The following is a 25,457-nucleotide window of genomic DNA, read 5'->3' as shown; positions in this document are numbered from 1 at the left end:
CTCATGGACGACTTCATCGCGCTGGAGAGGGTGGAGAAGGTCTTCCCGGTGCGCCGCAGGACCGGCTTCCTCAAGCGGGAGCGGCACGAGGTGCGGGCGGTGGACTCGCTGTCGTTCACCGTGGCGCGCGGGGAGATGGTGGGCTACATCGGGCCGAACGGTGCCGGGAAGTCCACCACGATCAAGATGCTGACCGGGATCCTGACGCCGAGCGGCGGCCGGCTGCGGGTCGCGGGCATCGACCCCTCGCGGGAGCGCGCGCGCCTCGCGCATCGCATCGGGGTGGTGTTCGGACAGCGCACCACTTTGTGGTGGGACCTGCCGCTGCTCGACTCCTACCGGCTCGCGCACCGTATGTACCGCATCCCGGACGCCCGTTACCGGGATAATCTGGACCGCCTGGTCGAACTCCTGGAACTGCGGACCCTGTTGGACACCCCGGTGCGCCAGCTCTCGCTGGGTCAGCGGATGCGCGGGGACATCGCGGCGGCGCTGCTGCACGACCCGGAGGTGCTGTACCTGGACGAGCCGACGATCGGCCTGGACGTCGTCTCCAAGGCCAAGGTGCGCGGGTTTTTGCGGGAGTTGAACGCCGCGAGCGGTACGACCGTGCTGCTGACCACCCATGATCTCCAGGACATCGAGCAGCTGTGCTCCCGGGTGATGGTGATCGACCACGGCCGGCTGATGTACGACGGCCCGCTCACGGGGCTGCACGAGGCCGGGGAGAGCGAGCGGACCCTGGTGGTGGACCTGGAGCGGGAGCTGCCGCCGGTGGAGGTGCCGTCGGCGCGGGTGGTGCGGGTGGAGGGGCCCCGGCAGTGGCTGGCGTTCCCGGCGGGGCGGTCGGCGGCGCCGCTGGTCGCGCATCTCGCGGCGGCGTATCCGCTGGTGGACCTGTCGGTGCGGGAGCCGGACATCGAGGCCGTCATCGCGAAGATGTACGCGGAGAAGGCGGTCTCGTAGGCTGCTGCCATGACCGACGACGCACGTCCCGAACTCCGCGCCTCCGACACCGACCGGGAACGGGTCGCCGAGGTGCTGCGCGACGCTCTCGCCGAAGGGCGCCTGGACATGGGCGAGTTCGAGGAGCGGCTGGAGGCGACGTACGCGGCGCGTACGTACGGCGAGCTGGTCCCGATCACCCGCGATCTGCCCGCCGGTTCCGCCCCGGCGCCGGTCTCCTTCGCCAAGGCTCCGGTGCGGGACGACAGTTGGTCCTCCCGCATCGTCGGCGGCGAGGGCTCGTCCTCGGGCGGCATCGCCATCCTGTCCGGCTTCGAGCGCAAGGGCCGCTGGACCGTGCCCAAGCGCTTCAAGTGCCTCGCGTTCCTGGGCGGCGCCGACCTCGACCTGCGGGACGCGAACTTCGCCGACCGCGAGGTGGAGATCAATATCGTGGCCGTCCTGGGCGGCGTCCAGATCACCGTGCCGCCGGGCGTCGAGGTCGTCGTACGGGGCCTCGGCATCATGGGCGCGTTCGAGCACCCGCGGGACGAGGGCCTGTCCGACCCGGGCGCCCCGCGGGTCGTCATCGGGGGCTTCGCGTTCTGGGGCGGGGTGGGGGTCGCCCGCAAGGCCCGCAAGCGCTCCCTCGAACGCGCTCCGAAGGGGCGCGGAGAACTGCGCGGCTAGCCACAGCGAACCCGCACCGGACTACTTCGCGCACCCCTTCGTCAGCTCCCCCGCCGCATCCGTCACCGGCCCCACGTCGGGCGTCCGATCACCGTTCTTGATGGCCGTACGAACACCGCCCACCGCCTTGTTCAGATCGTCCACCGCCTTGTTGACATCGGCGTCGTCCGTCTTGTCCCCGATCTTCCGCACGTTCTTCTCGATCGTGTCGAGCGCGGAGTCGGCCCGCCCGGGGTCGTGCGCGGCGTTCTCCACCGCCTGCTGGAGATCGGTGACGCCGTCGGCGATGGTGTCGGCGGTGTGCACGCAGTCCATCGCCTTGTGCACGGCGCCGCAGCCGCCGACGAGGCCTGCGGTGAGCGCGGCGGTCGCCATGACGGCGGCGAGACGGCCTCGGCTGGCGGCCATGATGATGTTCCCTCCCCGGGTGTCCCTCTACTGCGTAGAGGTAGGACGCGGGGAGGGGCCGCCGGGTTGCCCGTCACGGGGCGAGCGTGGCCTCCAGGGCCGCCCGCTGGTGCGCGGCCAGCGTGTCGCAGCCGCTAACCGCGAGGTCGAGCAGCGCGTTCAGCTCGTCGCGGGCGAACGGCTCCGCCTCCGCGGTGCCCTGGACCTCGACGAAGCGGCCGTCGCCGGTGCAGACGACGTTCATGTCGGTCTCGGCGCGCACGTCCTCCTCGTAGCAGAGGTCGAGGAGGGGGACGCCGCCGACGATGCCGACGGAGACCGCGCTCACCGTGCCGGTCAGCGGCTGCCGGCCGGCCTTGATCAGCTTCTTGCCCCGCGCCCATGTGACGGCGTCGGCGAGGGCGACGTACGCGCCGGTGATGGCGGCGGTGCGGGTGCCGCCGTCGGCCTGGAGGACGTCGCAGTCGAGGACGATGGTGTTCTCGCCGAGCGCCTTGTAGTCGATGACGGCGCGCAGGGAGCGGCCGATGAGGCGGGAGATCTCGTGGGTACGGCCGCCGATGCGGCCCTTGACCGACTCGCGGTCGCCGCGGGTGTTGGTGGCGCGGGGCAGCATGGAGTACTCCGCGGTGACCCAGCCCTCGCCGCTGCCCTTGCGCCAGCGCGGGACGCCCTCGGTGACGGAGGCGGTGCAGAAGACCTTGGTGTCACCGAAGGAGACGAGGACGGAGCCCTCGGCGTGCTTGCTCCATCCGCGTTCGATGGTGACCGGGCGGAGCTGTTCGGGGGTACGGCCGTCGATGCGAGACATGGCATGGAGCCTAGCCGTAGATACGGAAGGGGCTCCTCCCGCGTCGGGAAGAGCCCCTCGACCGGTGACGTCACCGGTGACGTTCCCGGTGGAGCCCGGCAGGACCCGTGCGGGTCCCGGGGTTCACATCATGTCTTCGATCTCCGCGGCGATCGGGTCGGCGTCGGTGCCGATGACGACCTGGATGGCGGTGCCCATCTTGACGACGCCGTGGGCGCCGGCGGCCTTCAGGGCGGCGTCGTTCACGAGCGAGGGGTCCGAGACCTCGGTGCGCAGGCGGGTGATGCAGCCCTCGATCTCCTCGATGTTGTCGATCCCGCCGAGGCCGGCGACGATCTTCTCAGCCTTGCTGGCCATGTTGCTTCTCCCTGATCCGAACCGCTTTGTCGCAGTAACCCACAGTTGGCCCATCTTCGCGAGCGGTCATGCCGTCCGTGCCGAAAGATGGCGTTCACGACAGCGGAACCGTCCGGGCAACTGGTCTACACCAGCGGAGGGACGGTCGCCAAACCGCACCCGAGTCGAGTGGCCGCCGAGTGGCCGGAGGACGCCCATGAGCGAGGGGAGCGCGACGGGGAGTGCGGCGCGGGAGCGCTGGGGCCGGCTGTTCCAGGGGCTCCAGAAGATGGGGCGCAGCCTTCAGTTGCCGATCGCGGTGCTGCCCGCGGCGGGGCTGCTGATCGGGCTCGGTCAGCAGGGTGTGGTGGGCGCCGACGGGCTGGGCTGGACGACGGTCGCGAAGGTGATGCGGGGCGCGGGCGGGGCGCTGCTGGACGGTTCGCTGGGGCTGCCGCTGCTGTTCTGCGTGGGCGTGGCGATCGGGATGGCGAAGAAGGCGGACGGCTCCACGGCGCTCGCGGCGGTCGCGGGCTTTCTCGTCTACTACGGGGTGCTGCACCAGTTCCCGCAGGACTGCCCGGGCGGTTCGACGGCGCTGCCGGGGGTGGGGTGCCGGGCCGGGGACGGGACGGTGGCGGCGTTCACCTTCCAGAACCCGGGGGTGTTCGGCGGGATCGTGCTGGGGCTGCTGGCCGCTTTCCTGTGGGCGCGGTTCCATCGGACGCGGCTGGTGGACTGGCTGGGCTTCTTCAACGGCCGCCGTCTGGTGCCGATCCTCATGGCGTTCGCGGCCATCCTCTTCGCGGCGCTGTGCCTGTGGGTATGGCCGCCGATCGGGGCGGGTCTGGAGAGCTTCAGCCGCTGGCTGCACGCGGCCGGGGCGTGGGGGGCGGGGCTGTTCGGTGTCACCAACCGGGCGCTGCTGGTGGTGGGCCTGCACCAGTTCCTGAACGTGCCCATCTGGTTCCAGTTCGGCAGTTACACGCAGCCGGACGGGACGGTGGTGCACGGTGACATCAGCATGTTCCTGGCGGGCGATCCGCACGCGGGGCAGTTCACCTCGGGCTTCTTCCCGATCATGATGTTCGCGCTGCCGGCGGCGGCGCTGGCGATCACACACTGCGCCGAGCCGCATCGCCGCAAGGAGGTCGGCGGGCTGATGCTGTCGGTGGCGCTGACGTCGTTCGTCACGGGGATCACCGAGCCGATCGAGTACTCGTTCATGTTCATCGCGCCGGTCCTGTACGCCGTCCACGCGGTGCTGACCGGGGTGTCGATGGCGGTGACGTGGGCGCTCGGGGTGCACGACGGCTTCAGCTTCTCGGCGGGGCTGATCGACTACGTCATCAACTGGCATCTGGCGACCAGGCCCTGGCTGATCATCCCGATCGGCCTGTGCTTCGCGGCGGTCTACTACGCCGTCTTCCGCTTCGCCATCACCCGCTTCGACCTCAGGACCCCGGGCCGCGAGCCCGAGGCGGAGGTCGAGGACGTGACCGGGCTCTGACCCCCGCGGCCCGCCGCCCCCGGGGCCGCCCCGCCCTGCACGGCGCGTAGCGTTCCGGTCGCGGAATTCGTGGTTCCTTACGGCGCCTTCATCGTGCTACAACAGGTCTACACCAGTGAGTGGTGTAGACCACCACCCGATGGAGGACGACGTATGAGCACCGCCACCGCAACGGCGGCCCCCGCAAAGAAGCGGGGAGCGGGCCTGTTCCAGGGCCTGCAGAAGGTCGGCCGGAGCCTTCAGCTCCCGATCGCCGTACTGCCGGCCGCGGGCATCATGGTCCGCCTGGGCCAGGATGACATCTTCGGCAAGGACGGCCTCGGCTGGGACAAGGTCGCGACCGTCTTCAACGCGGCCGGCGGTGCCCTGACCGGGTCGCTCCCCCTGCTGTTCTGCATAGGCGTGGCCATCGGCTTCGCCAAGAAGGCCGACGGCTCCACCGCCCTGGCCGCAGTGGTCGGCTTCCTCGTCTACAGCAAGGTGCTCCAGGCCTTCCCGCTGGTCGACAAGCACGTCGACACCCACGGCAAGATCGTGGACGCCACCTACAACGACCCCGGTGTCCTCGGCGGCATCATCATGGGCCTGCTGGCGGCCATCATGTGGCAGCGCTTCCACCGCACCAAGCTGGTGGACTGGCTCGGCTTCTTCAACGGCCGCCGCCTGGTGCCGATCCTGATGGCCTTCGTCGGCACGCTGGTCGGCGTCTTCTTCCTCCTGATCTGGGAGCCCATCGGCAAGGGCATCACGCACTTCGGCGAGTGGATGACCGGCCTCGGGGCCGCGGGCGCCGCCCTGTTCGGTCTGGTCAACCGCGGTCTGATCCCGATCGGCATGCACCAGTTCGTGAACACGGTGGCCTGGTTCCAGATCGGCGACTACAAGAAGGCGTCCGGCGAGATCGTCCACGGCGACATCACCCGGTTCCTCGCGGGCGACCCGTCCGCCGGTCTCTTCCAGTCCGGCTTCTTCCCGATCATGATGTTCGGTCTGCCGGCCGCCGCCCTCGCGATCGCGCACTGCGCCCGGCCCGAGCGCCGCAAGGTCGTCACCGGCATGATGGTCTCCCTCGCGCTGACCTCCTTCGTCACCGGTGTCACCGAGCCGATCGAGTTCTCGTTCATGTTCATCGCGCCGCTGCTGTACGTCGTCCACGCCGTGCTCACCGCGGTGTCCATGGCGGTGACATGGGGGCTGGGCGTGCACGCCGGCTTCAACTTCTCCGCCGGCTTCATCGACTACGCGCTCAACTGGCATCTGGCGACCAAGCCATGGCTGATCATCCCGATCGGGCTGGTCTTCGGCGCGGTGTACTACGTCGTCTTCCGCTTCGCGATCATCAAGTTCGACCTGAAGACTCCGGGCCGCGAGCCCGAGGAGGAGGTGGAGGACCTCACGAAGGCGTGAGGCCCCTCCGTACGGCATGACGAAGGCCCCGGAACCGCCCAGGTTCCGGGGCCTTCGCGCGCGTACCGTCCCTCAGATCTCGTACACCGCTCCCCGTGCCGCCAGTTCCACCGGGCCCGTGAAGGACGCGCGGGCGTCGCGGAGGTTGACCGCCGGGTCGGTCCAGGGGGCGATGTGGGTCAGGACCAGGCGGCGGGCGGCGGCGCGGGTGGCGGTCTCGCCGGCCTCGCGGCCGTTGAGGTGGAGGTCGGGGATGTTCTCCTTGCCGTACGTGAACGCGGCCTCGCACAGGAACAGGTCGGTGTCCCGGGCCAGCTCGTCCAGTACGGGGGTGACCCCGGTGTCCCCGGAGTAGGTGAGGGACCTGCCCCCGTGCTCGATCCGGATCCCGAACGCCTCCACGGGGTGGCGGACCCGGTCGGTGTGCACCGTGAAGGGGCCGATCTCGAACGTGGCCGGCTTGACGGTGCGGAAGTCGAAGACCTCGCTCATCGAGGAGGCGGCGGGCGTGTCGCCGTGCGCCGTGGTCAGACGGTGCTCGGTGCGCTCGGGGCCGTAGACCGGCAGCGCCGCGCAGCGGCCGCCGTCATGGCGGTAGTAGCGGGCGACGAAGTACCCGAGCATGTCGATGCAGTGATCGGCGTGCAGATGGCTGAGGAAGATCGCGTCGAGGTCGTAGAGACCGCAGTGGCGCTGCAACTCGCCCAGGGCGCCGTTGCCCATGTCGAGAAGCAGCCGGAAGCCGTCGGCCTCGACGAGGTAGCTCGAGCAGGCCGATTCCGCGGACGGGAACGACCCCGAGCAGCCGACGACGGTGAGCTTCATGAAGCAGAAACCTCCGTAGGCGAAGACAGGTGGGTCGAGGGTCCTCACAGGGCCGAGGAACCTCGAAAAGGGCTGACGGGGGTCGTGCGGTCCGTCGAGCGTACGGCGCCCGGACGCGGGCCGCTCCTCTGCCAGGGGCCGTTGTGGGCGAACTCACCTGTGCTGTCACCGGTTCGGCTGGTGCCCGGGGCGCACGGGATTCGTACAAGGGCGCGCGCCCCGCGCCGCGCGCCGGTAACGTCGTCGTATGGACACGTCCTGGTGGCTGGCGCTCGCCGCGGTGGTGCTGCTCGCGCTGGTGGCCACCGTCGTCGACGGCTGGGGCCGCGGACGCCGGCCCGCCGGGCGGCGGTCGCGGCCACCGGGCCGGGCGGGCACCAGGGAGCGGCACCCGGCGCCGGCCCGCGGCGGGCCGGCGCCGGGTGACATCTGGTGGGCGAACGTGCCGTACGAGGACCGCGCCGAGGTCAAGGACCGGCCCTGTCTGGTGCTGGCCGTGCGCGGGGACCGGGCCACGGTCGCGAAGATCACCACCAGGTACCACGACGAGCGCGCCGGGGTGATCCCGCTGCCGCCCGGCGCGGTGGGCGACGCGCGGGGCCGCCCGAGCTTCCTCCAGACCGACGAGCTGCGCGAGGTGCCGGTCGGGGACTTCCGCCGCCGGGTCGGGGTGGTCGACCCGGTCCTGTGGGACCAGGTGCGCCACCTCGCCTAGAACCGGTGGGACCCGGTCAGCCGCTCTTCACCGTCACGGTGACCGTCCACTCCTGGATGCCCTTGCAGGACATCTGGCCGGGGTCGGCCGCGCACATGGGGCGGGAGGACGTCAGCTTCCCGGTGCCGGGCGCGCTCGCCCGGTAGGCGGCCTCGGCGCCGCCCGGCCGGACGACGAGCCCGGAGTTGATCGCCTCCAGGGCGCCGCCGGTGACGGTGACCGGCTTCCAGGGGCGGTCCTTGGCGCCGCCGAGGCTGAGTCGTACCTCGCCGCCCTTGGCCACGCAGACGGTACGGCCGCTGTCGGCGGCCGTCAGCCGCACCTCGTCGCGGCACACCGGGCCCCCGGGCACCGGGGAGACCTTTCCGCTGCCGGTGGGGCCGGTGTGGGTGCCGCAGCCCGCGAGGAGCAGGGGGGTGGCCGCGAGGGCGAGAAGTGTCGTACGGCGCATGGGGGGACCGCCTTTCTGCGGGGCCGCCGGTTGGCCCGCCTGGTACGGATGGGACGTACCGCGGCCGCGAACGGATCCCGCCACCGGGCAAAGTACCGGCCGACGAACGGATCCCGCACGCGGAGTTCCGCGTGCGGGATCGCAGGGTGGTCCGGGTCGTTCAGGCGGTGCGGGTGATCAGCTGGTGGTCAGGGACGTGTCGTCCACGACGAAGCTGGTCTGGAGCGAGGAGTCCTCGACGCCGTTGAACTTCAGGGTGACCGTCTGGCCCGCCAGCGAGGACAGGTCGAAGGTCTTCTGGACGTAGCCCGTGGACTTGTTCAGGTTCGAGTAGCTCGCGAGGGTGGTCGAACCGGCGGTGACCGTCAGCTTGTCGTACGCGGTGCTGGTGCTGGTCTCCGCGGTGTCGACGTGCAGGTAGAAGGACAGGGTCGCCTTGCAGCCCGCGGGGATCGTCACCGACTGGGACACGGAGTCCGTGTGCGAGGTGCCGTAGCCGTCCAGCCACGCCTTGTACGAGCCGCCGTGCGCGGCCTCACCGGTGTCGTTGGTGATGACGCCGCTGGAGGCGGTCCAGCCGGTGTTGCCCGACTCGAAGCCCGGGTTGGCGAGCAGCTGCGTCGAGGTGCAGCCGCCGCCACCGCCGCTGGTGCTCACGGTCCAGGTGAAGGAGGTGGAGCCGGTCGCGCCGGTGGAGTCGGTCGCGGTGACGGTGACCTGGTAGGTGCCCGCGGTGGACGCGGTACCGGAGATCACGCCGGTGGAGCTGTTGATCGACAGGCCGGTCGGCAGGCCGGAGGCGCTGTAGGTCAGGGCCGCGCCCGCGCTGTCGGAAGCCTTCACGGAGAGGCTGACGGAGCTGCCGGTCGTGGTGGACTGGTTGCCCGGGTTGGTCACGGAGACGGTGTTGCCACCGGTGCCGCCGCCCGAGGTGAAGGCGGCGGTGCCGTTCGGGGTGCCCCAGCCGGTCGGACCGTCGTAGCCGGTCTGAGCCTTGCAGTAGTACGCCGTGGAGCAGGAGCCGTTGGAGCCGCTCGTCACGTCGTTCAGGTTGCCGGTGTGGCTGTAGGGGTACTTCGCCGGGTAGTCACCGGCGCCCGGGGTGCCCGCGAGCGCGTAGACGCTGGCGATGATCGGCGAGGAGGCGCTGGTGCCGCCGTAGACCGCCCAGCCGCTGCCGCCGTAGGTGTCGTAGACCGCGACACCGGTGGCCGGGTCGGCGACCGCGGAGACGTCGGACTCCATGCGCTTGGAGCAGCCCGTGTCGGTCTGCCAGCTCGGCTTCGGGTCGTACGCCGAGCAGCCGGAGCCGGTGCCCTCGGTGGAGCTGGTGTTCCACACCGACTCGCTCCAGCCACGGGAGTTGGAGGCGGTGCTGAGGGCGGTACCGCCGACGGCGGTCACGTACTGGGAGGTCGCCGGGTACTCGGCACCGTAGCCCTCGTCACCGGCGGAGACGGTGATCGCGACACCCGGGTGCTTGAAGTACTGGCTGTCCTCGCTGGTCTGCGAGGAGTCCTCGGAGCCGCCCCAGCTGTTGGAGACGAACTTGGCGCCGAGCGCGACGGCCTCGTTCTCGGCGACGCCGAGGTCGGTGTCGTTCGCCGAGTTGGCCTCGACCAGCACGATGTTGCAGTTCGGGCAGACCGCGCTGACCATGTCGATGTCGAGCATCTCTTCGCCGGCCCAGCCGCTGTCGTTGGTCGGCAGCGAGGTGGTGGAACCGGTCTGGCTGACCTGCTTGAAGCAGCCGTTGGCCTTGGTGCAGGCGGAAAGGCCGTACTGGGACCGGTACGTGGCCAGGTCCGACTCGGCGTTGGGGTCGTTGTAGGCGTCGACGATGCCCACGGTCATGCCGGAACCGGCCGAGGTGGGCAGGTTGTAGGCGCTGTGCAGGTTGGCCGGGGAGAGGCCGGAGGGCGTGGCGTCGGGCGAGATCGCCGCGGCCAGCTGCTGCTTGATGTCCGTGCGGCGCTGGGCGAAGCAGGACGCGTGGCCCGGCGTGTGGTCCGTGGCGCACACATGGGTCGTGGGGACCTTCTGCCCGGCCTTGCCGGTCGAGTGGAAGGTCTGCCGCTGGGGGGCGGTCAGCGCCTTGTCGTTCGTGGCGACCTTGCTGGTCGCCGGGTGGGCCGCGACGGCGGGCTGGGCCGCGCCGGCCGTCGGCGCGGCGGCGAATCCGGCGACGGTCAGGGAGAGAGCGGGAAAGGCGACGGCCAGAAGTCTTCGCGCACTTCGGGTTCGCCCGCTCGGGCGTGACTCACGCATGTGGGTACTGCCTCCATCGGGAAGTGGGGTTTCTCGCACTGGTTGGCAGCCCGTGACGCGCGTAGCGGCGACCACGCAGTCATGAGCATGACACTTCAGACACTCTCCATGCCGACTGAACGTGACATGACAGGGTGCGGGAGGAACGTAGCCCCGGACACCGGCCACCGGGCAGTGCCAGAAGGATTTCTTTGCTTCCCCATAGGAACGGCTTAGCCCCCTCGTGAGAGGGGGCTGGTGATCACTTGAGACGTGACGCGGCCGGAACTCACGCCCCGGGAATCACGCCCAGAGCTGGCCCTGGAGCGTGTCGACGGCGGCTTCCGTGGTGGCGGCCGTGTAGACGCCCGTGGAGAGGTACTTCCAGCCGCCGTCGGCCACGACGAAGACGATGTCGGCGGACTCCCCCGCCTTGAGGGCCTTCTTGCCGACGCCGATCGCGGCGTGCAGCGCGGCGCCCGTGGAGATGCCCGCGAAGATGCCCTCCTGCTGGAGGAGTTCACGGGTGCGGGTGACCGCGTCGGCGGAGCCCACGGAGAAGCGGGTGGTGAGGACCGAGGCGTCGTACAGCTCCGGGACGAAGCCCTCGTCCAGGTTGCGCAGACCGTAGACCAGGTCGTCGTAGCGCGGCTCGGCGGCCACGATCTTGACGTCCGGCTTGTGCTCGCGCAGATAGCGGCCCACGCCCATCAGCGTGCCGGTGGTGCCGAGCCCCGCGACGAAGTGGGTGACCGAGGGCAGGTCGGCGAGGATCTCCGGACCCGTGGTGGCGTAGTGCGCGCCCGCGTTGTCGGGGTTGCCGTACTGGTAGAGCATCACCCAGTCCGGGTGCTCGGCCGACAGCTCCTTGGCCACCCGCACCGCGGTGTTCGAGCCGCCCGCGGCCGGCGAGGGGATGATCTCCGCGCCCCACATGCCGAGCAGGTCCCGGCGCTCCTGGGAAGTGTTCTCCGGCATCACGCACACCATCCGGTACCCCTTGAGCCTGGCCGCCATGGCCAGCGAGATGCCGGTGTTGCCGGAGGTCGGCTCCAGGATGGTGCAGCCGGGGGTGAGCCGGCCGTCCTTCTCCGCCTGCTCGATCATGTGCAGGGCGGGCCGGTCCTTGACCGAGCCGGTGGGGTTGCGGTCCTCCAGCTTCGCCCAGATCCGGACCTCGGGGGACGGCGACAGCCGCGGCAGGCGCACCAGGGGGGTGTTGCCCACCGCGGCCAGCGGGGAGTCGTAGCGCATGCTGTTCAGCGACCGATCAGCGCATACCACCGGCGACGGCCGGCAGGATCGTGACGTTGTCGCCGTCCGACAGCTTGGTGTTGATGCCGTCCAGGAAGCGGACGTCCTCGTCGTTCAGGTACACGTTCACGAACCGGCGCAGCTGGTCGCCGTCCACGATGCGGGCCTGGATGCCCGCGTGCCGGCTCTCCAGGTCGGTGAACAGCTCGGCGAGGGTGTTCCCGCTGCCCTCCACGGCCTTCTGGCCGTCGGTGTACGTGCGGAGGATGGTCGGGATGCGGACCTCGATGGCCATGGTTGCGGGCTCCTGTCGGAAGGGTCTTCGGGGGCTGCGGGCTCGGTACGTCAGCCGAGGGGCACACCGCCGTCACAGGCCGAGGGCGCGCACCACAGTCGTAACCATGGGCTCATCGTATCGATTCCCGGTCAGGGGACCGGAATGTGATCCCAGCTGGCGGACGGATCCCGGCCGGATGCTGAGATCAGTAGGCCTGTACGACCTTGACCTCCTCCTCGGTGACCTCTGCGTCCACGATCCGGAAGGACCGGAACTGGAAGTCGCCGAGGCCGTCCGTGTCGGCCGTGGACACGAGGACGTAGTGGGCGCCGGGCTCATTGGCGTACGAGATGTCCGTGCGCGAGGGGTACGCCTCGGTCGCGGTGTGGGAGTGGTAGATGACCACCGGCTCCTCGTCGCGGTCGTCCAGCTCGCGGTAGAGCTTGAGCAGATCGCCGGAGTCGAACTCGTAGAAGGTCGGCGACATGGCCGCGTTCAGCATCGCGATGAACCGCTCGGGGCGGTCCGAGCCGGCCGGGCCCGCGACGACGCCGCACGCCTCGTCGGGGTGGTCCTCGCGGGCGTGGGCGACGATCCGGTCGTACAGGGCCTGGGTGATGGTCAGCATGGGGGCCAGGATAAGCAGAGGGCCGCCCCGTACCGAGGGATGGTACGGAGCGGCCCGCATGCTGGACGTCCTTGAGCGGCGGCGGCCGGGGGCGCCACGAGTGCTCCCGGCGGCCGGACGTCCCGGTGAGGGTCCGGCGGTGGCGTCAGCGCTTGGCGAAGGCCGCGGCCTCCGGGTTGCGGCGCTTGAGCACCGCGTAGGAGACGCCGAGGATCACACCCCACAGCGGCGCGCAGTACAGCGAGACCCGGGCATCCTTGTCGATGCCCATCAGCACGATCACCATGCCGATGAACAGCAGGGAGAGCACGCTGGCGTACGGGGCGCCGGGGGCCCGGAACTCCGAGCGGGGCAGCAGCCCGCGGTCGGACGCCCTCCGGTAGCGGATGTGGCAGATCAGGATGACGATCCACGCCCACATGCCGGAGATGGTCGCGAAGGAGACGACGTAGTCGAACGCCTTGCCCGGCCACTGGTAGTTGATCCAGACGCCGACGAGCATCAGCGCGGCGGAGAACGTGGTGCCGACGAGCGGGGTACCGCTGCGCGTCAGCCGGGTGAACAGCTTGGGGCCCTGGCTGTTGAGCGCCAGGTCGCGCAGCATGCGGCCGGTGGAGTACATGCCGGAGTTGCAGGAGGACAGCGCGGCGGTGAGGACCACGAAGTTGACGATGCCGGCGCCGACCGACAGGCCCATCTTCTGGAAGGCGGCCACGAAGGGGCTCACGCCCGGGTGGAACTCGGTCCACGGCACCACCGAAAGGATCATGATCAGCGCGCCGACGTAGAAGACGGCGATCCGCCACGGCACGGTGTTGATCGCCTTGGGCAGCACCTTCTTGGGGTCCTTGGACTCGCCCGCGGTGACACCGACCAGCTCGACGGCGAGGAAGGCGAACATGACCATCTGGAGCGTCATCAGGGTGCCGCCGATGCCGTGCGGGAAGAAGCCGCCCTGGTTCCACAGGTGGCTCACCGAGGCGGTGTCGCCGGCGTCGGAGAAGCCGATCGTCAGGATGCCCGCGCAGATCAGGATCATGCCGATGATCGCGGTCACCTTGACCATGGAGAACCAGAACTCCAGCTCACCGAAGAGCTTCACGGAGATCAGGTTGGCGGCGTAGAGCACGAACGTGAAGATCAGCGCCGAGGCCCATTGCGGAATGTCGAACCAGTACGTCATGTAGGCGGCCGCGGCGGTCACCTCGGTGATGCCGGTGACCACCCAGAACAGCCAGTACGTCCAGCCGGTGACAAAGCCCGCGAAGGGACCGATGAACTCGCGCGCGTACTCCGAGAACGAGCCGGAGACCGGGCGGTACATCAGCAGTTCGCCGAGCGCGCGCATGATGAAGAAGATGACGAGGCCCGCGATGGCGTACGCCAGGATGAGGCTGGGTCCCGCCTTGGAGATGCCCTTGCCCGCGCCGAGGAACAGACCGGTGCCGATGGCACCGCCGATGGCGATCATCTGGATCTGGCGGGAGCCGAGCCCGCGCTGATAACCCTCGCCCTCGCCGCCCTCCGCCCGCGCGGGCTCGGAGCCGTCGGGACGCTGGTCGACCTGCGCTGAGGTCATGGTGGTGCGCCTTTCTCCATTCCGATCCGTGCCTTTCGTCGGCCGCGAACCGGGTTTCGAATCCCCCCGGATTGATGGAGTTCATGCCTGGCCGACGGTCGTCGGCTCGGTGGCGCACCCGGCGGACAAGGGTGGTGTTCGCCGGGCGGTCGTGAAGATTTATCACGGCCGCAATATTGATCGGGGGAGAGGAATGTGGCGCGCTTCACAGGTAAAAGCGGACAAAGAGCGGGTGAATGCGGCAAACCAGGCCGCAACGGTGACGGGATCGTTATCCGGATTTGAGCGTCCGCTGAGCGGACGCGCAAATCGCCGGGATCGCCGGAATCACGACATGAGGGTCGACACCAGGGTTTCCTGGAGGCCGCCGAGCCACAGATAGGCCAGCACCATCGGCTTGCGCGGATCCTCGTCGGGGAGCCGGTAGAGCAGCTCGGTGTCGTCGTCGTCCGCGATCTCCAGGCGGGAGCCGATCGCGAGGCGCAGATCGTTGAGCGAGGCGAGCCAGCGCCGGGACTCCTCGGGCGACAGCTTCAGCACGGCGCCGCCCTCGTCCACCGGGGCGAGCGCGTCGAGGCTGCGGATCACCGCGAGGGCGTTCTCCCGCTTGCCGGCCCGGAGGTCGTTCTCCGTGAAGCGGCGGAACTCGGCGGAGTGCGCGCGCCGCTCCTCGGCCTGGGCGGGCGAGTCCGGGGCCTTCTCCGGGTCGCTGTACGCGTCCGGGAAGAGCCGGCGCAGCACCGGGTCGGCGGGCGGCTCGCTCGGACCCTCCGCGAACAGCTCGGCGAGCGGGTCGCTGGGGGCGTCCTCGCCGGGGCCCGGTCCGATCAGCTCCAGGAGCTGGACGGCCAGCGAGCGGATGATGGAGATCTCGACGTCGTCGAGGGCGACGGCCGCGCCGCCGCCGGGGAGCGGTTCGAATTGTCCGGGCATGGGATGGGGTCGCTACTTCCGGTCCTGCTGGAGGGTGGCCCACAGACCGTAGCCGTGCATCGCCTGCACGTCGCGTTCCATCTCCTCGCGGGTTCCGCTGGAGACGACCGCCCGGCCCTTGTGGTGGACATCGAGCATGAGCTTGGTGGCCTTGTCCTTGGAGTAGCCGAAGTACGTCTGGAAGACGTAGGTCACATAGCTCATGAGGTTGACCGGGTCGTTGTGCACGAGGGTGACCCAGGGGACGTCGGGTTCGGGTACGGCGAAGACCTCCTCCGCCGACTCGGTGCGTTCGATCTCTACGGGCGCGGGTGACGTCACAGTGCCCATGCTGCCATGCACCCCGGAAATCGTCACACTGACGAATAGGGGGTACGATCCCTGCCATGAACACAGCGGACCTTGGGCTGCCGGTGGATGTTCCCTCGACGGCGCTCTTCACCGACCAGTACGAACTGACGATGTTGCAGGCCGCGCTGAAGGCCGGTACGGCCGAGCGGCGCAGCGTGTTCGAGGTCTTCACCCGGCGGCTGCCGGAGGGGCGGCGCTACGGCGTGGTCGCGGGCACCGGGCGCGTCCTGGACGCGGTGGAGAACTTCCGCTTCGACGAGGGCCAGCTCGGCTTCCTGCGCGAGCAGCGGATCGTCGACGAGGAGACCCTGGCGTGGCTCGCCGGATACCGGTTCACCGGGGACATCTGGGGCTACCCCGAGGGCGAGGTGTACTTCCCCGGCTCCCCGATCCTGCGCGTGGAGGGCAGCTTCGCCGAGTGCGTGCTGCTGGAGACGGTGATCCTCTCCATCCTCAACCACGACTCCGCCATCGCGGCCGCCGCCTCCCGGATGGCCTCCGCCGCGGGGGACCGCCCGCTGATCGAGATGGGCGCCCGCCGCACCCATGAGCTGGCGGCCGTCGCCGCCGCGCGCGCCGCCTATGTCGGCGGTTTCGCCACCACGTCCGACCTCGCGGCCGGCTTCCGCTACGGCATCCCGACCGTCGGCACCTCCGCGCACGCCTTCACCCTGCTGCACGACCACGAGCGGGACGCCTTCCAGGCCCAGGTGGACACCCTCGGCCCGGGCACCACGCTGCTGGTGGACACGTACGACGTCACCGAGGCGGTCCGTACGGCGGTGGAGGTGGCCGGGCCCGGACTGGGCGCGGTGCGCATCGACTCCGGCGATCTGCTGCTGGTCGCGCACCGGGTCCGCCGGCAGCTGGACGAGCTGGGCGCGACCGGGACCCGGATCGTGGTCACCTCGGACCTGGACGAGTACGCCATCGCCTCGCTGGCCGCGGCTCCCGTGGACGCGTACGGCGTCGGCACCCAGCTGGTCACCGGTTCCGGGCATCCGACCGCGTCCATGGTCTACAAGCTGGTCGCGCGCGCCGGGACCGCGGACCCGGGGGCGCCGCTGGTGCCGGTCGCGAAGCGGTCCAGCGGGGGCAAGGCGTCCGTCGGGGGCCGTAAGTGGGCGGCGCGGCGGCTGGACGCGCACGGGGTGGCCGAGGCGGAGGTCGTGGGCACCGGACCGGTCCCGGCACAGCTCGCCGACCGGCAGCTGCTGGTACGGCTGGTCGAGGACGGCCGGGTCGTGGCGCGCGAGCCGCTGGACGTGGCGCGCGAGCGGCACATCGCCGCGCGGGCGAACCTCCCCCTGTCCGCGACGCAGCTGTCGCGGGGGGAACCGGTCCTCGTGACGGAGTACGTCCACGAGCGCTCGGGCAGCTAGGGTCTGTCGCCCGGCCCCCTCCCCTACGGGCCCGTAATTCTCTAGGCTCGGGTACTTCACACCAGGAGAAGGACACCATCATGCGTCGCGCCTTGATCGCCGTGGATGTGCAGAACGACTTCTGCGAGGGGGGCAGCCTCGCGGTGGCGGGGGGTGCGGACGTCGCCGCCGCGATCACCGAGCTGATCGGGCAGGCGGGGGGCACCGGGTACCGCCATGTGGTGGCCACCCGGGACTGCCACATCGCGCCCGGCGGCCACTTCGCGGACGACCCGGACTACGTCCGCTCCTGGCCGGCGCACTGCGTCGCCGGCACGGAGGGGGTGGGCTTCCACCCGAACTTCGCCCCCGCGGTCGCCTCCGGGGCGATCGACGCCGTCTTCGACAAGGGTGCCTACTCCGCCGCGTACAGCGGCTTCGAGGGCGCCGACGAGAACGGCACCCCGCTCGCCGAGTGGCTGCGCGCCCGCGAGATCGACGAGGTCGACGTGGTGGGCGTCGCCACGGACCACTGCGTGCGCGCGACCGCCCTGGACGCCGCCCGGGAGGGCTTTCGCACCCAGGTCCTGCTGGACCTGACGGCGGGCGTCTCCCCGGCGACGACGGAGCGGGCCCTGGAGGAGCTGCGGGAAGCGGGCGTGGAGCTGCTGGGAAAGCCGGTCGTCAGCGGCGGCTGATCCGCTACCGGACCACCGCCGACCTGCGCAGCAGCGCCCGGATCGGGTGCCAGAGCTCCGGCGGCAGGACACCGTTGTCCGCGGGTGCCGTACGCCATATGAGGCCGTCGGGGTGGTGCAGGACCGCCGTGATCTCGTCCGGCGTCGGAGGCGCGGTGTTGCCCCGCAGATAGATCGGCCGCAGGCCCAGATTGCGCAGCCGGGTCAGGGCGCGGGCGCGGTTGCCGGCGTGCACCAGGACCCGCACGCCGGCGGCGTCGTCGGGCAGGTTCAGCGCGACGACGACGGTGCCGTTCGGCAGTTTGCAGAAGCCTCCAGCGGCCATGCGGTCACATCCCCGTTCCGGTCGGTGTCAATAAGCGAGTCACAGAACGCACCTAAACACGATCGGCGGCGACCCGCCAAGGGGTTGCCGCCGATACGCGTCTGACCTGCGAAGATGCGGACTACTTCACCGCGGGTCCGACCTTGACCGAGATCGTCGAGCCGTCCTTGGCCTCGTGGACGATCGAGATCTTGGTGTTGGTGTCAGTTACCTTCACGCCACCGGCCGGGTTCGCCGGGTCGTAGTAGTCGCTGGTGTGGTCGTTGAAGACCGAGACGCCCTTCGAGGACTTGATCTTCGTCGCGACGTCCGCGTTGTGCAGCGTGAGGCCGTCCGTGCGGTACAGGCTGAACGGGGAGTCGTACGCCTGCATCCGGTTGCGCATCAGCGTGCCGTCCTTCCAGCGCAGCGCGGTCGGGTGCGAGTCGACCGGCAGGATCTGGCCGACGCCCGGGTGGTCCTTGGCGTTGGTGTTGTTGTCCGCCTGGGACAGGTCCCACTTCCAGATCAACAGGCCGTTCTGGTACGGGTAGTGCTCCACCCAGTCGGGCCGCGCCTTCGAACCGAAGTTGTACGGGCCGGTCTTGAGCGTGGTGTCGTACGACACGTACTGCCGGTTCTCGGCGATGTAGTACTGCTTGTAGTCCTTGGTGAAGGACGCCCCGATGCGGGAGAACCCGTTCGAGGTCCACGCGTTGTCCGCGGACTCGGCGTCGTCCGAGAAGAGCGCGGCGCCGTCGGCGGTCACGGTGATCTCGTCCGCGGTGAAGCCGTTCTCCGCGACGCCGCCGTCCGTGAGGTAGCGGAAGCGCAGCTGGATCTTCTGGCCGGCGTAGGCGTCCAGGGAGTACGACAGCTTCTTGTCGGTCTCCGAGGAGCCGGTCAGCGCGGGCTTGCCGCCGCCGTCGCGCGGGATGGCCTGGCCGTCCGCGGTGCCGTCCAGGGCGGTCCAGTCGGCGCCGCCGTCGGTGGACACCTCGGTGTAGAGGAAGTCGTAGTTGTTCTCGATGGCCCACCAGCCGTCCAGGCTCAGCGTGGCCGAGGACTTGCCCGTGAGGTCGACGGAACGGGTCAGCGTGTTCTTCAGGTCGTTGCCGCTGCCGCTCCACCACTGGGTGGCACCCTGCGCGGGCCGGGTGATGTCGGTGGTGACCGCCTTGTCGGGCAGGCTGACCACCAGGGCCTGCTTGTTCCTGGTGTTGTACTCGGCGACGCCCAGCTTGTGCGAGGACTTCTTGCCGGCCTTGGCGGTGCCGTAGTTCAGCCAGCCCAGCTGGAGCTTGTCCCAGGCGTTCATGTCGCCGGGCAGGTTGCCGATGGACTCCTTGCCGGTGCCCAGCCAGGAGCCGGAGGACATCAGGGTCCAGAAACCGGTGGAGTTGTCGCCGCCGTCGGTGTCGTACTCGTCCGGCAGGCCGAGGTCGTGGCCGTACTCGTGGGCGAAGACGCCGAGTCCGCCGTTCTCCGGCTGGATGGTGTAGTCGCCGACCCAGACACCGGTGTCGCCGATCTGCGCGCCGCCGAGCTTGTTGGCGTCGGGGCCGGTGGAGCCGGTGTCGGTGCCGAAGGCGTACCAGCGGTGGGCCCAGATGGCGTCCGTGCCCTGGGCGCCGCCGCCCGCGGACTCGTCCTCACCGGCGTGCACCAGCTGGAAGTGGTCTATGTAGCCGTCGGGCTCGTTGAAGTTGCCGTCACCGTCGTAGTCGTAACGGTCCCACTGGTCGTACTTGGCCAGGTCCTTCTTGATGTCGGCCTCGGACTTGCCGGCCGCCTTCTGCTGGGCGACCCAGGAGTTCAGGCCGTCGCTGACCACGTTCCAGACGGTGGTGCAGTTGGTCGAGCCGCACGCGTCGTTGCCGTAACGGGCCTCGTTGTAGGGGACCTTGACCCAGTCGGAGACCTCGCCGTCCACGGAGTAGCGGCCCGAGGACTGCTTCTCGTAGTACTTCTTCAGCGACTCGGTCTTCTTGCCGGTGCCGAAGTAGAGGTCCTGGAAGTGCTTTTGGTTGTAGTCCTTCTGCCAGGCCGTGGAGTTGTCCTTCTTGCGGTCCGGCGCGGCGATCGTGTTGTGCAGCGGGCCGGGGGTGCCGCCGAACTTGGGGTCGGTCTTGTCCCCGAACTCCACCAGGATCGTGAAGATCTTGTCCGTCTTCTCGCGGCTCAGCTCGACGTACTTGCTCTTGCCCTTGCCGCTCTTGAGCTTGACGACCTTGGAGCCGCCGCGCTCCTGCGGGCTGGCCTTGCCCGCGATGATCTGACTGAGCGCCTCTTCGCGCTGAGCCTTCTGGGTCTTGCTCAGCGGTCCGTCGAGGTCGTGCGACTTCTGCTGCACCGGGGCCGGGTCGTGCCGGTGCACGGCACCGGACGGCCCCCGCGTGCTCGCCTCCGCGACGGCGAAGGTGGCGAACGTGGCGGAGGCCGCCGCGATCGTGACACCGATCGCGGCCGCTCTGAACGTCCAGGATCTGCTGGTCACTTGAGTTCCTCCCCCGCGCCCCGCGCGCGGACAGGGGGTTCCCGGGTTCGGAAGTCCGTGCGCGCATGACAAGCGCGTGTTCAAGTGACGACATTTGACTAGAGGTTTAGAAGAAAAGACAGATCTTGACTCTGTAAGGCAAGGTGCACTATGCGGAGTTGACGTCGGCTTTAGCCAGAGCGTGCTTCCTGTGCGCCCCCCATGCATCGACGGCGTGGGTTAGGTCACGCTTACCCGTGCGTCCGCTCGGGCATGCAGGCGGGGAGAGAGTCGAACGGCTACCCCCGATACCCGAAGACCTCCGAGGACTTGATTGCCATGCCTCGTCCGACCGTCGCCCAGCTCGCCTACGGCGCGAGCACCGTGATCTTCTCGACCCTCGCCATGCTGCTGCTGTCCCAGACGAGTTCGGGCACCGGGGTCGCCGTCATCGCCCTGGCGGCGCTCGCGCTCGGGCTGCTGGTCGCGATGACGGTGCCGTCGCCGGGGGCCCGGGGCACACAGCAGGAGGCCGCCGGGACGGCCCCGGAGGGGGAGCGCGTCCCGACGGCCCTGTGAGGTCGTCCGCTCAGCGTCGCTGTTCGGTGTCGGTGCTGACCACGACCGTCTTGGCGGCCTTGTCGTGCAGACCCTGCTTGTAGGGCTTGTCGAAGAAGCTCCAGCCGCCGCAGATCACGGTCCAGACGCAGGCGCAGCAGAAGGCGAACGGCAGCCACAGCACCAGCGCGCGCAGCAGTGAGGTCTGCGCGCTGGGCGTGGCACCGTCGGACAGGTTGGCCACCCGCATGCCCAGCCACTTCTTGCCGAGGGTCTGGCCGGTGCGGTGGATGAGGAAGGTGTCGTAGGCGATGTAGAGCACGGCGGCGATGACGGACTGCCCCAGGGAGCGGGCGGCGTCGATCCGGTCGCCGTTCACGTCGTACTCGCGGACGTCGAACGCCCAGGTGAGCAGGTAGACGACGATGCCGACCAGGATCATGTCGATGATGCGGGCGAGGGTCCGCTTGGCGCTGTCGGCGAGCGGGGGCATGCCGGCCGGCGGGTCGGCGGGGTAGCCCCCGGCGCCGTGCGGGCCGCCCCCGTAGGGGCCGCCGCCACCGGGTGGGGGCTCGCCGCCGCCGTAGGGCCCGCCCCCGTAGGGGCCGCCCGGAGGTGGGGGCTGCTGGCCGCCGTAGGGCGGGGGCTGCTGACCGCCATAGGGAGGTGGCTGCCCGGCGTCGCCCGGGGGCGGGGAGTCGTACGGTGAGCCCGGCCCCTGGTTCGGCGGGGGCGGCTTCCTGAACGGGTCGTCCTCGGGTGGCTGCTCTCCGGAGCCGGGGGGCGGTGCGCTGCTCATGGCCCGAGTGGATCGCGAACGCCCCGGCTCCGCATCCGGCGGACGGCCGTACGGGGTACGGGTACGGCCGGTCCGGCGACGCCCCGGTTCAGCCCGCGACGAAGGTGTGCGCCGCCTTGTCGTGCCAGCACTGGTGCCAGGGCCGGTCGAACAGGCACCACAGCACGCCCACGATCCCGATGCCGAGCAGCCCCGGAACGCTGTACACCAGCCAGCGGCGCAGCGCGGGGGCGAAGGCCGGGGGCTCATGGCCCTCGATGTCGCGCACGTCGAGGCCGCACAGCTTCTTGCCGAGGGTGCGGCCCCATTTGACGGTGGGCAGCACCTCGTAGGCGACGCCGAGGACGAGCAGCACGGCGAGGACGATGCCGAGGCTGGTGCCGGTGGTGCCGTCGAGCAGCCAGACGGTGACCTCGTGCCCGGACTGCCGGGCCGCGTCGACCTTCTGCTGGATGTGGTCGAGGGCCCGGGTGCCGAGCGGGACGGCCGCGAGGGCGGTCACGGCGCCCACGACCACGGTGTCGATCAGCCGGGCCGCGAGCCGCTTGCCGAGGCCGGCGGGGCGGGCGGCGGCCTGTCTGCGCGCCGCCGCCTGGAAGACGTCCTCCACCGGCGGCTTCCACGGCGCGACGGGCTGCTCCTGCGCCGCTCCCCCGGCCAGCTGGTGCACCTGCTGCGCCCAGGACCCCCCTGCGGGCCCGCCCTGCTGCGGTACCTGCGGGGCGGGCGCGGGCCCCCGGTCCTGCGGCGGCTGTACGGCACCGAAACCGGGCCCCGGGGCGGGGGCCGCGGGCGTGACGGGCGCCGGGGCGGGGACCACGGGCGTGACGGGCGCCGGGGCGGGGACCGTGGGCGCGGCGGGCGGCGGCGACGCGGGGGTGGGTGCGGCGACCGGGCCCTGGGCGTGGAAGCCGGGCACGTCGGCCTGCTTCGGCGGTACCGGGCGCATCGTCATCGTGCCGTCGTCGGTACGACCGGTGACCGGGCGCCGGAAGACGAAGGTGCCGGGGTCGGGGGCGTCGCGCTCGGCCGGCGGGATCGTGGCGGTGCCGTCGGCGCGCTCGGCCCGCCCGTCGGGCCGCACGGGCCCCTCGGCGGGGACCCGGGGGTCGGCACCCCAGGGGGCCCCGGCCTGCGCGGGCACGGAGGCCTGCCGCGGATCGGCGGGCCCGGCCTGCTGCCCGGCGGCGCCCCGGTCCCACTGGCCGCCCTGTCCCGGACGGCCGCCCCACTCCCCCGCCTGCCCCGACGCGCCTGCCTGGCCCGCCTGTTGGCCGGGGACGCCGGCGCCCCCTTGCCCAGGGCTGCCCAACTGCCCGGCTGTGCCCGCCGGTTGCCCGGAGCCACCCGCGTGTCCCCCTTGACCGGGGACGCCCGCCCGGCCCGGGGCTCCGGCTCCGTCCACCGCGGGCCAGGGCCGGGCCGCCCCCGAACCCCCCGGCTCCTGGGCCGAGTTGCCCGTCACCGCCGGGCCCGAGGCCGCCGGGCCGCCGGGCTCCTCGTCGAAGAAGTGCGGGCCCGTCTCCTCCACGGCCGGGGTGACGCCCGGGGGCGGGGCGAGTGATTCGCCGTCCTTCGGGGCCGGGCGGCTGGTGCCGGGCACCCAGGCGGCGCCGTTCCAGTACCGGACGTAGCCGGGGATGGACGGGTCCGGGTAGTAGCCCTCGCGGGGCCGGTCGTCACCGGGGGCCGGGGTTGGGGCGCTCATGTCCGTCGTCCCGTATCTGCTCGTGGGTGGGATGGGCCACCCACATCTATCAGACGCGGGCACGCGCCACGGCCAGTCCCGCAGGACCCACTCCATCCGGGCAACGCCGCGCGCGCCGCACGGACCGGGCCGAAAAAATTTTCTCCGGACCCGCGTAATGCTCGGGCCGTTGCCCTCTCTCCCCTGGTACGGGCTCGCACCGAGCGGCCCCGCGCAGTCCCCGGCACGAAAGGAAACCCAGGTCATGCAGCACACCGTGGTGGAGCGGGAGCTCGAACTCAAGCTGATCCTGTCGCCCGAGCGGAGCATCCCGGTCCCGGCCCGGCTCGCCTACCGCTCCGACGACCCCTACGCCGTCCACGTCGTCTTCCACATCAACTCCGAGTTCCCGGTGCACTGGACGTTCGCCCGCGAGCTGCTGGTGGAGGGGGTGTTCCGGCCGTGCGGGCACGGGGACGTGCGGGTGTGGCCGACGAAGTCGGGGGGCCGCAGCGTCGTTCTGATGGCGCTGAGTTCACCCGACGGGGACGCGCTCCTGGAGGCGCCGACCCCGCAGGTCTCCGCCTGGCTGGAGCGCACCCTGCGGGTGGTCCCGCCGGGCACGGAGGGCGGGCAGCTCGGCATCGACGACGCCCTCGACCAGCTGCTCGCCCGGTGAGGCCGGCCGGACCCGAGGGCCCGGCGGCCTCAGAAGAGCTTGCCCGGGTTGAGGATGCCGAGCGGATCGAAGACCTGCTTCACCGACCGCTGCATCTCCACCCCGACCGGCCCGATCTCCCGTGCCAGCCAGTCCTTCTTCAGCACCCCGACGCCGTGTTCGCCGGTGATGGTGCCGCCCAGTTCCAGGCCGAGGGCCATGATCTCGTCGAAGGACTCGCGGGCCCGGCGGGACTCGTCCTCGTCCTGGGCGTCGAAGCAGACGGTGGGGTGGGTGTTGCCGTCGCCCGCGTGGGCGCAGACGCCGATCGTCAGGCCGTACTTCGCGGCGATCGCCTCGATGCCCTCCAGCATGGCGCCCAGCCTGGAGCGGGGTACGCACACGTCGTCGATCATCGTCGTGCCCTTGACCGCCTCCAGCGCGGTCAGCGAGAGCCGCCGGGCCTTGAGGAGCAGCTCGGACTCGGCCGCGTCCTCGGCCGGGACGACCTCGGTGGCGCCGGCGGCCTCGCACAGGGCGCCGAGGGCGGCGAGGTCGGCGGCCGGGTCCGGGGTGTCGAAGGCGGCGAGCAGCAGTGCCTCGGTGGTCTCCGGCAGGCCCATGCGGGCCAGGTCGTTGACCGCTTTGACGGTCGTACGGTCCATCAGTTCGAGGAGCGAGGGGAGGTGGCCGCCGGCCATGATCCGGCAGACGGCGTCGCAGGCGCTCGCGGCGGAGGGGAACTCGGCGGCCAGCACCAGCTGCGCGGGCGGCTTGGGCCGGAGGCCGAGGACCGCGCGCACCACGATGCCGAGGGAGCCCTCGGAGCCGACGAACAGCCGGGTGAGGTCGTAGCCCGCGACGCCCTTGGCGGTACGCCGTCCGGTGGACATCAGCCGGCCGTCGGCGAGGACGACGTCCAGGCCGAGGACGTACTCGGCGGTCACGCCGTACTTCACGCAGCACAGGCCGCCGGAGCCGGTGCCGATGTTGCCGCCGATGGTGCACATCTCCCAGCTGGAGGGGTCCGGCGGGTAGTACAGGCCGTGCGCCTCGACGGCGCGGGAGAGGTCCGCGTTGATCACGCCCGGTTCGACCACGGCGACCCGGTCGACGGGGCTGATCTCCAGGATGCGGTCCATCTTGGTGAGGGACAGCACGATGCAGCCGTCCGAGGCGTTGGCCGCGCCGGACAGTCCGCTGCGGGCGCCCTGGGGGACGACGGGGACGCGCAGTGCGGTGGCGGTGCGCATGACGTGCTGCACCTGCTCCACGGTGCGCGGCAGGACCACGACGGCAGGGGCTCCGGCGGGGCAGAAACTGGCCATGTCGTGGGCGTAGGCGGCCGTGACGTCGGGGTCGGTGAGCACGGCCTCGGGGGGCAGGCCGGCCAGGAGCCGGTCGGTGAGACTGCCGGTTGCTGCGATGGCTTCGACGGCTTCATCGCGACGTGCTTCGATGCGGCTCATGATCACAGGTTCGCACTCACGGCCATCGGTGTGAACCCCGTCAGCCTCTCGCCACGCCCGGCGCGATCTTCTTGTCATAT

Annotated in this window: 26 protein-coding genes; 9 read left to right on the top strand and 17 right to left on the bottom strand. The window is 70.8% G+C overall.

Annotated features, from left to right (window positions below):
• Positions 1-3 precede the first annotated feature (3 nt).
• Complete coding sequence (locus tag QHG49_RS21850; RefSeq protein WP_301490842.1) at positions 4-966, top strand: ATP-binding cassette domain-containing protein; 963 nt, start codon at positions 4-6, stop codon at positions 964-966.
• 9 nt (positions 967-975) lie between these two features.
• A complete protein-coding gene (locus QHG49_RS21845) occupies positions 976-1,635 on the top strand; it encodes a DUF1707 domain-containing protein (RefSeq protein ID WP_159701761.1) in 660 nt (219 codons plus the stop codon).
• Between the two features lie 21 nt (positions 1,636-1,656).
• Here QHG49_RS21845 and QHG49_RS21840 read toward each other — a convergent pair whose 3' ends face one another.
• From QHG49_RS21840 to QHG49_RS21830, 3 genes are all read right to left on the bottom strand, one after another.
• Complete coding sequence (locus tag QHG49_RS21840; RefSeq protein WP_159701764.1) at positions 1,657-2,043, bottom strand: hypothetical protein; 387 nt, start codon at positions 2,041-2,043, stop codon at positions 1,657-1,659.
• A gap of 73 nt (positions 2,044-2,116) precedes the next feature.
• A complete protein-coding gene (gene rph, locus QHG49_RS21835) occupies positions 2,117-2,854 on the bottom strand; it encodes a ribonuclease PH (RefSeq protein ID WP_159701767.1) in 738 nt (245 codons plus the stop codon).
• A 123-nt stretch (positions 2,855-2,977) separates the two neighbouring features.
• Positions 2,978-3,211 carry a glucose PTS transporter subunit EIIB gene (locus tag QHG49_RS21830; RefSeq protein ID WP_145485291.1) on the bottom strand — a complete coding sequence of 78 codons (234 nt, stop codon included), beginning with the start codon at positions 3,209-3,211 and terminating at the stop codon, positions 2,978-2,980.
• A 196-nt stretch (positions 3,212-3,407) separates the two neighbouring features.
• Between QHG49_RS21830 and QHG49_RS21825 the strand changes: the two genes are divergently transcribed.
• Together QHG49_RS21825 and QHG49_RS21820 are read left to right on the top strand one after the other, a co-directional pair.
• Complete coding sequence (locus QHG49_RS21825; RefSeq protein WP_159701770.1) at positions 3,408-4,700, top strand: PTS transporter subunit EIIC; 1,293 nt, start codon at positions 3,408-3,410, stop codon at positions 4,698-4,700.
• 153 nt (positions 4,701-4,853) lie between these two features.
• Positions 4,854-6,107: a PTS transporter subunit EIIC gene (locus tag QHG49_RS21820; RefSeq protein ID WP_159701772.1), complete on the top strand. Its 1,254-nt coding sequence runs from the start codon at positions 4,854-4,856 to the stop codon at positions 6,105-6,107.
• A gap of 72 nt (positions 6,108-6,179) precedes the next feature.
• Here QHG49_RS21820 and QHG49_RS21815 read toward each other — a convergent pair whose 3' ends face one another.
• Positions 6,180-6,932 carry an MBL fold metallo-hydrolase gene (locus QHG49_RS21815; protein WP_145485288.1) on the bottom strand — a complete coding sequence of 251 codons (753 nt, stop codon included), beginning with the start codon at positions 6,930-6,932 and terminating at the stop codon, positions 6,180-6,182.
• A 247-nt stretch (positions 6,933-7,179) separates the two neighbouring features.
• On the opposite strand from QHG49_RS21815, the gene QHG49_RS21810 reads away from it, so the two are divergent.
• Entirely contained in the window at positions 7,180-7,647 is a 468-nt protein-coding gene (locus QHG49_RS21810; RefSeq protein ID WP_145485287.1) for a type II toxin-antitoxin system PemK/MazF family toxin, read from the top strand.
• A gap of 16 nt (positions 7,648-7,663) precedes the next feature.
• Here the strand turns inward: QHG49_RS21810 and QHG49_RS21805 are convergent, their stop codons facing one another.
• The 8 genes from QHG49_RS21805 to clpS form a co-directional block, all read right to left on the bottom strand.
• Positions 7,664-8,098 carry a hypothetical protein gene (locus QHG49_RS21805; RefSeq protein ID WP_301490839.1) on the bottom strand — a complete coding sequence of 145 codons (435 nt, stop codon included), beginning with the start codon at positions 8,096-8,098 and terminating at the stop codon, positions 7,664-7,666.
• A 177-nt stretch (positions 8,099-8,275) separates the two neighbouring features.
• Positions 8,276-10,366: a putative Ig domain-containing protein gene (locus QHG49_RS21800; protein WP_301490837.1), complete on the bottom strand. Its 2,091-nt coding sequence runs from the start codon at positions 10,364-10,366 to the stop codon at positions 8,276-8,278.
• Positions 10,367-10,648: 282 nt separating this feature from the next.
• Positions 10,649-11,599, bottom strand: a complete 951-nt coding sequence (locus QHG49_RS21795; RefSeq protein WP_145485284.1) for a PLP-dependent cysteine synthase family protein — start codon at positions 11,597-11,599, stop codon at positions 10,649-10,651.
• A 16-nt stretch (positions 11,600-11,615) separates the two neighbouring features.
• On the bottom strand, positions 11,616-11,894 hold the full coding sequence (locus QHG49_RS21790; protein ID WP_093677104.1) for a MoaD/ThiS family protein: 279 nt from the start codon (positions 11,892-11,894) through the stop codon (positions 11,616-11,618).
• Between the two features lie 187 nt (positions 11,895-12,081).
• Positions 12,082-12,504, bottom strand: a complete 423-nt coding sequence (locus QHG49_RS21785; protein ID WP_159701776.1) for a Mov34/MPN/PAD-1 family protein — start codon at positions 12,502-12,504, stop codon at positions 12,082-12,084.
• A 145-nt stretch (positions 12,505-12,649) separates the two neighbouring features.
• Positions 12,650-14,083 carry an amino acid permease gene (locus tag QHG49_RS21780; RefSeq protein ID WP_159701778.1) on the bottom strand — a complete coding sequence of 478 codons (1,434 nt, stop codon included), beginning with the start codon at positions 14,081-14,083 and terminating at the stop codon, positions 12,650-12,652.
• Between the two features lie 327 nt (positions 14,084-14,410).
• A complete protein-coding gene (locus tag QHG49_RS21775) occupies positions 14,411-15,016 on the bottom strand; it encodes a DUF2017 domain-containing protein (protein WP_145485281.1) in 606 nt (201 codons plus the stop codon).
• A 12-nt stretch (positions 15,017-15,028) separates the two neighbouring features.
• Positions 15,029-15,346, bottom strand: coding sequence for an ATP-dependent Clp protease adapter ClpS (gene clpS / locus QHG49_RS21770; RefSeq protein ID WP_145485280.1), 318 nt, complete (start codon positions 15,344-15,346; stop codon positions 15,029-15,031).
• A 56-nt stretch (positions 15,347-15,402) separates the two neighbouring features.
• Here clpS and QHG49_RS21765 point away from each other — a divergent pair, with 56 nt between their 5' ends.
• Together QHG49_RS21765 and QHG49_RS21760 are read left to right on the top strand one after the other, a co-directional pair.
• Entirely contained in the window at positions 15,403-16,749 is a 1,347-nt protein-coding gene (locus QHG49_RS21765; RefSeq protein ID WP_145485279.1) for a nicotinate phosphoribosyltransferase, read from the top strand.
• An 80-nt stretch (positions 16,750-16,829) separates the two neighbouring features.
• A complete protein-coding gene (locus tag QHG49_RS21760) occupies positions 16,830-17,426 on the top strand; it encodes a nicotinamidase (protein ID WP_301490833.1) in 597 nt (198 codons plus the stop codon).
• Positions 17,427-17,430: 4 nt separating this feature from the next.
• On the opposite strand, the gene QHG49_RS21755 is transcribed toward QHG49_RS21760, so the two are convergent.
• Both QHG49_RS21755 and QHG49_RS21750 read right to left on the bottom strand, forming a co-directional pair.
• Positions 17,431-17,751: a hypothetical protein gene (locus tag QHG49_RS21755; RefSeq protein WP_145485277.1), complete on the bottom strand. Its 321-nt coding sequence runs from the start codon at positions 17,749-17,751 to the stop codon at positions 17,431-17,433.
• A gap of 121 nt (positions 17,752-17,872) precedes the next feature.
• Positions 17,873-20,227, bottom strand: a complete 2,355-nt coding sequence (locus tag QHG49_RS21750) for an immune inhibitor A domain-containing protein (protein ID WP_159701786.1) — start codon at positions 20,225-20,227, stop codon at positions 17,873-17,875.
• Between the two features lie 318 nt (positions 20,228-20,545).
• Between QHG49_RS21750 and QHG49_RS21745 the strand changes: the two genes are divergently transcribed.
• Positions 20,546-20,785: a hypothetical protein gene (locus tag QHG49_RS21745; protein WP_145485275.1), complete on the top strand. Its 240-nt coding sequence runs from the start codon at positions 20,546-20,548 to the stop codon at positions 20,783-20,785.
• A gap of 10 nt (positions 20,786-20,795) precedes the next feature.
• On the opposite strand, the gene QHG49_RS21740 is transcribed toward QHG49_RS21745, so the two are convergent.
• Together QHG49_RS21740 and QHG49_RS21735 are read right to left on the bottom strand one after the other, a co-directional pair.
• Entirely contained in the window at positions 20,796-21,563 is a 768-nt protein-coding gene (locus QHG49_RS21740) for an RDD family protein (RefSeq protein WP_301490831.1), read from the bottom strand.
• An 88-nt stretch (positions 21,564-21,651) separates the two neighbouring features.
• Complete coding sequence (locus QHG49_RS21735; protein ID WP_301490830.1) at positions 21,652-23,271, bottom strand: RDD family protein; 1,620 nt, start codon at positions 23,269-23,271, stop codon at positions 21,652-21,654.
• A gap of 244 nt (positions 23,272-23,515) precedes the next feature.
• Between QHG49_RS21735 and QHG49_RS21730 the strand changes: the two genes are divergently transcribed.
• The gene (locus tag QHG49_RS21730) at positions 23,516-23,929 is read left to right on the top strand and encodes an SsgA family sporulation/cell division regulator (protein WP_145485272.1); all 414 of its coding nucleotides are present in this window, start codon (positions 23,516-23,518) and stop codon (positions 23,927-23,929) included.
• A gap of 29 nt (positions 23,930-23,958) precedes the next feature.
• On the opposite strand, the gene QHG49_RS21725 is transcribed toward QHG49_RS21730, so the two are convergent.
• Positions 23,959-25,383 carry an FAD-binding oxidoreductase gene (locus tag QHG49_RS21725; protein ID WP_301490829.1) on the bottom strand — a complete coding sequence of 475 codons (1,425 nt, stop codon included), beginning with the start codon at positions 25,381-25,383 and terminating at the stop codon, positions 23,959-23,961.
• Between the last annotated feature and the right edge of the window lie 74 nt (positions 25,384-25,457).

The organism is Streptomyces sp. WP-1 (assembly GCF_030450125.1).
In the GTDB taxonomy this organism is placed as follows: Bacteria; Actinomycetota; Actinomycetes; order Streptomycetales; family Streptomycetaceae; genus Streptomyces; species Streptomyces incarnatus.
The sequence above is the reverse complement of the archived record's forward strand: the minus strand, read 5'-3'. Positions and strand labels throughout refer to the sequence as shown.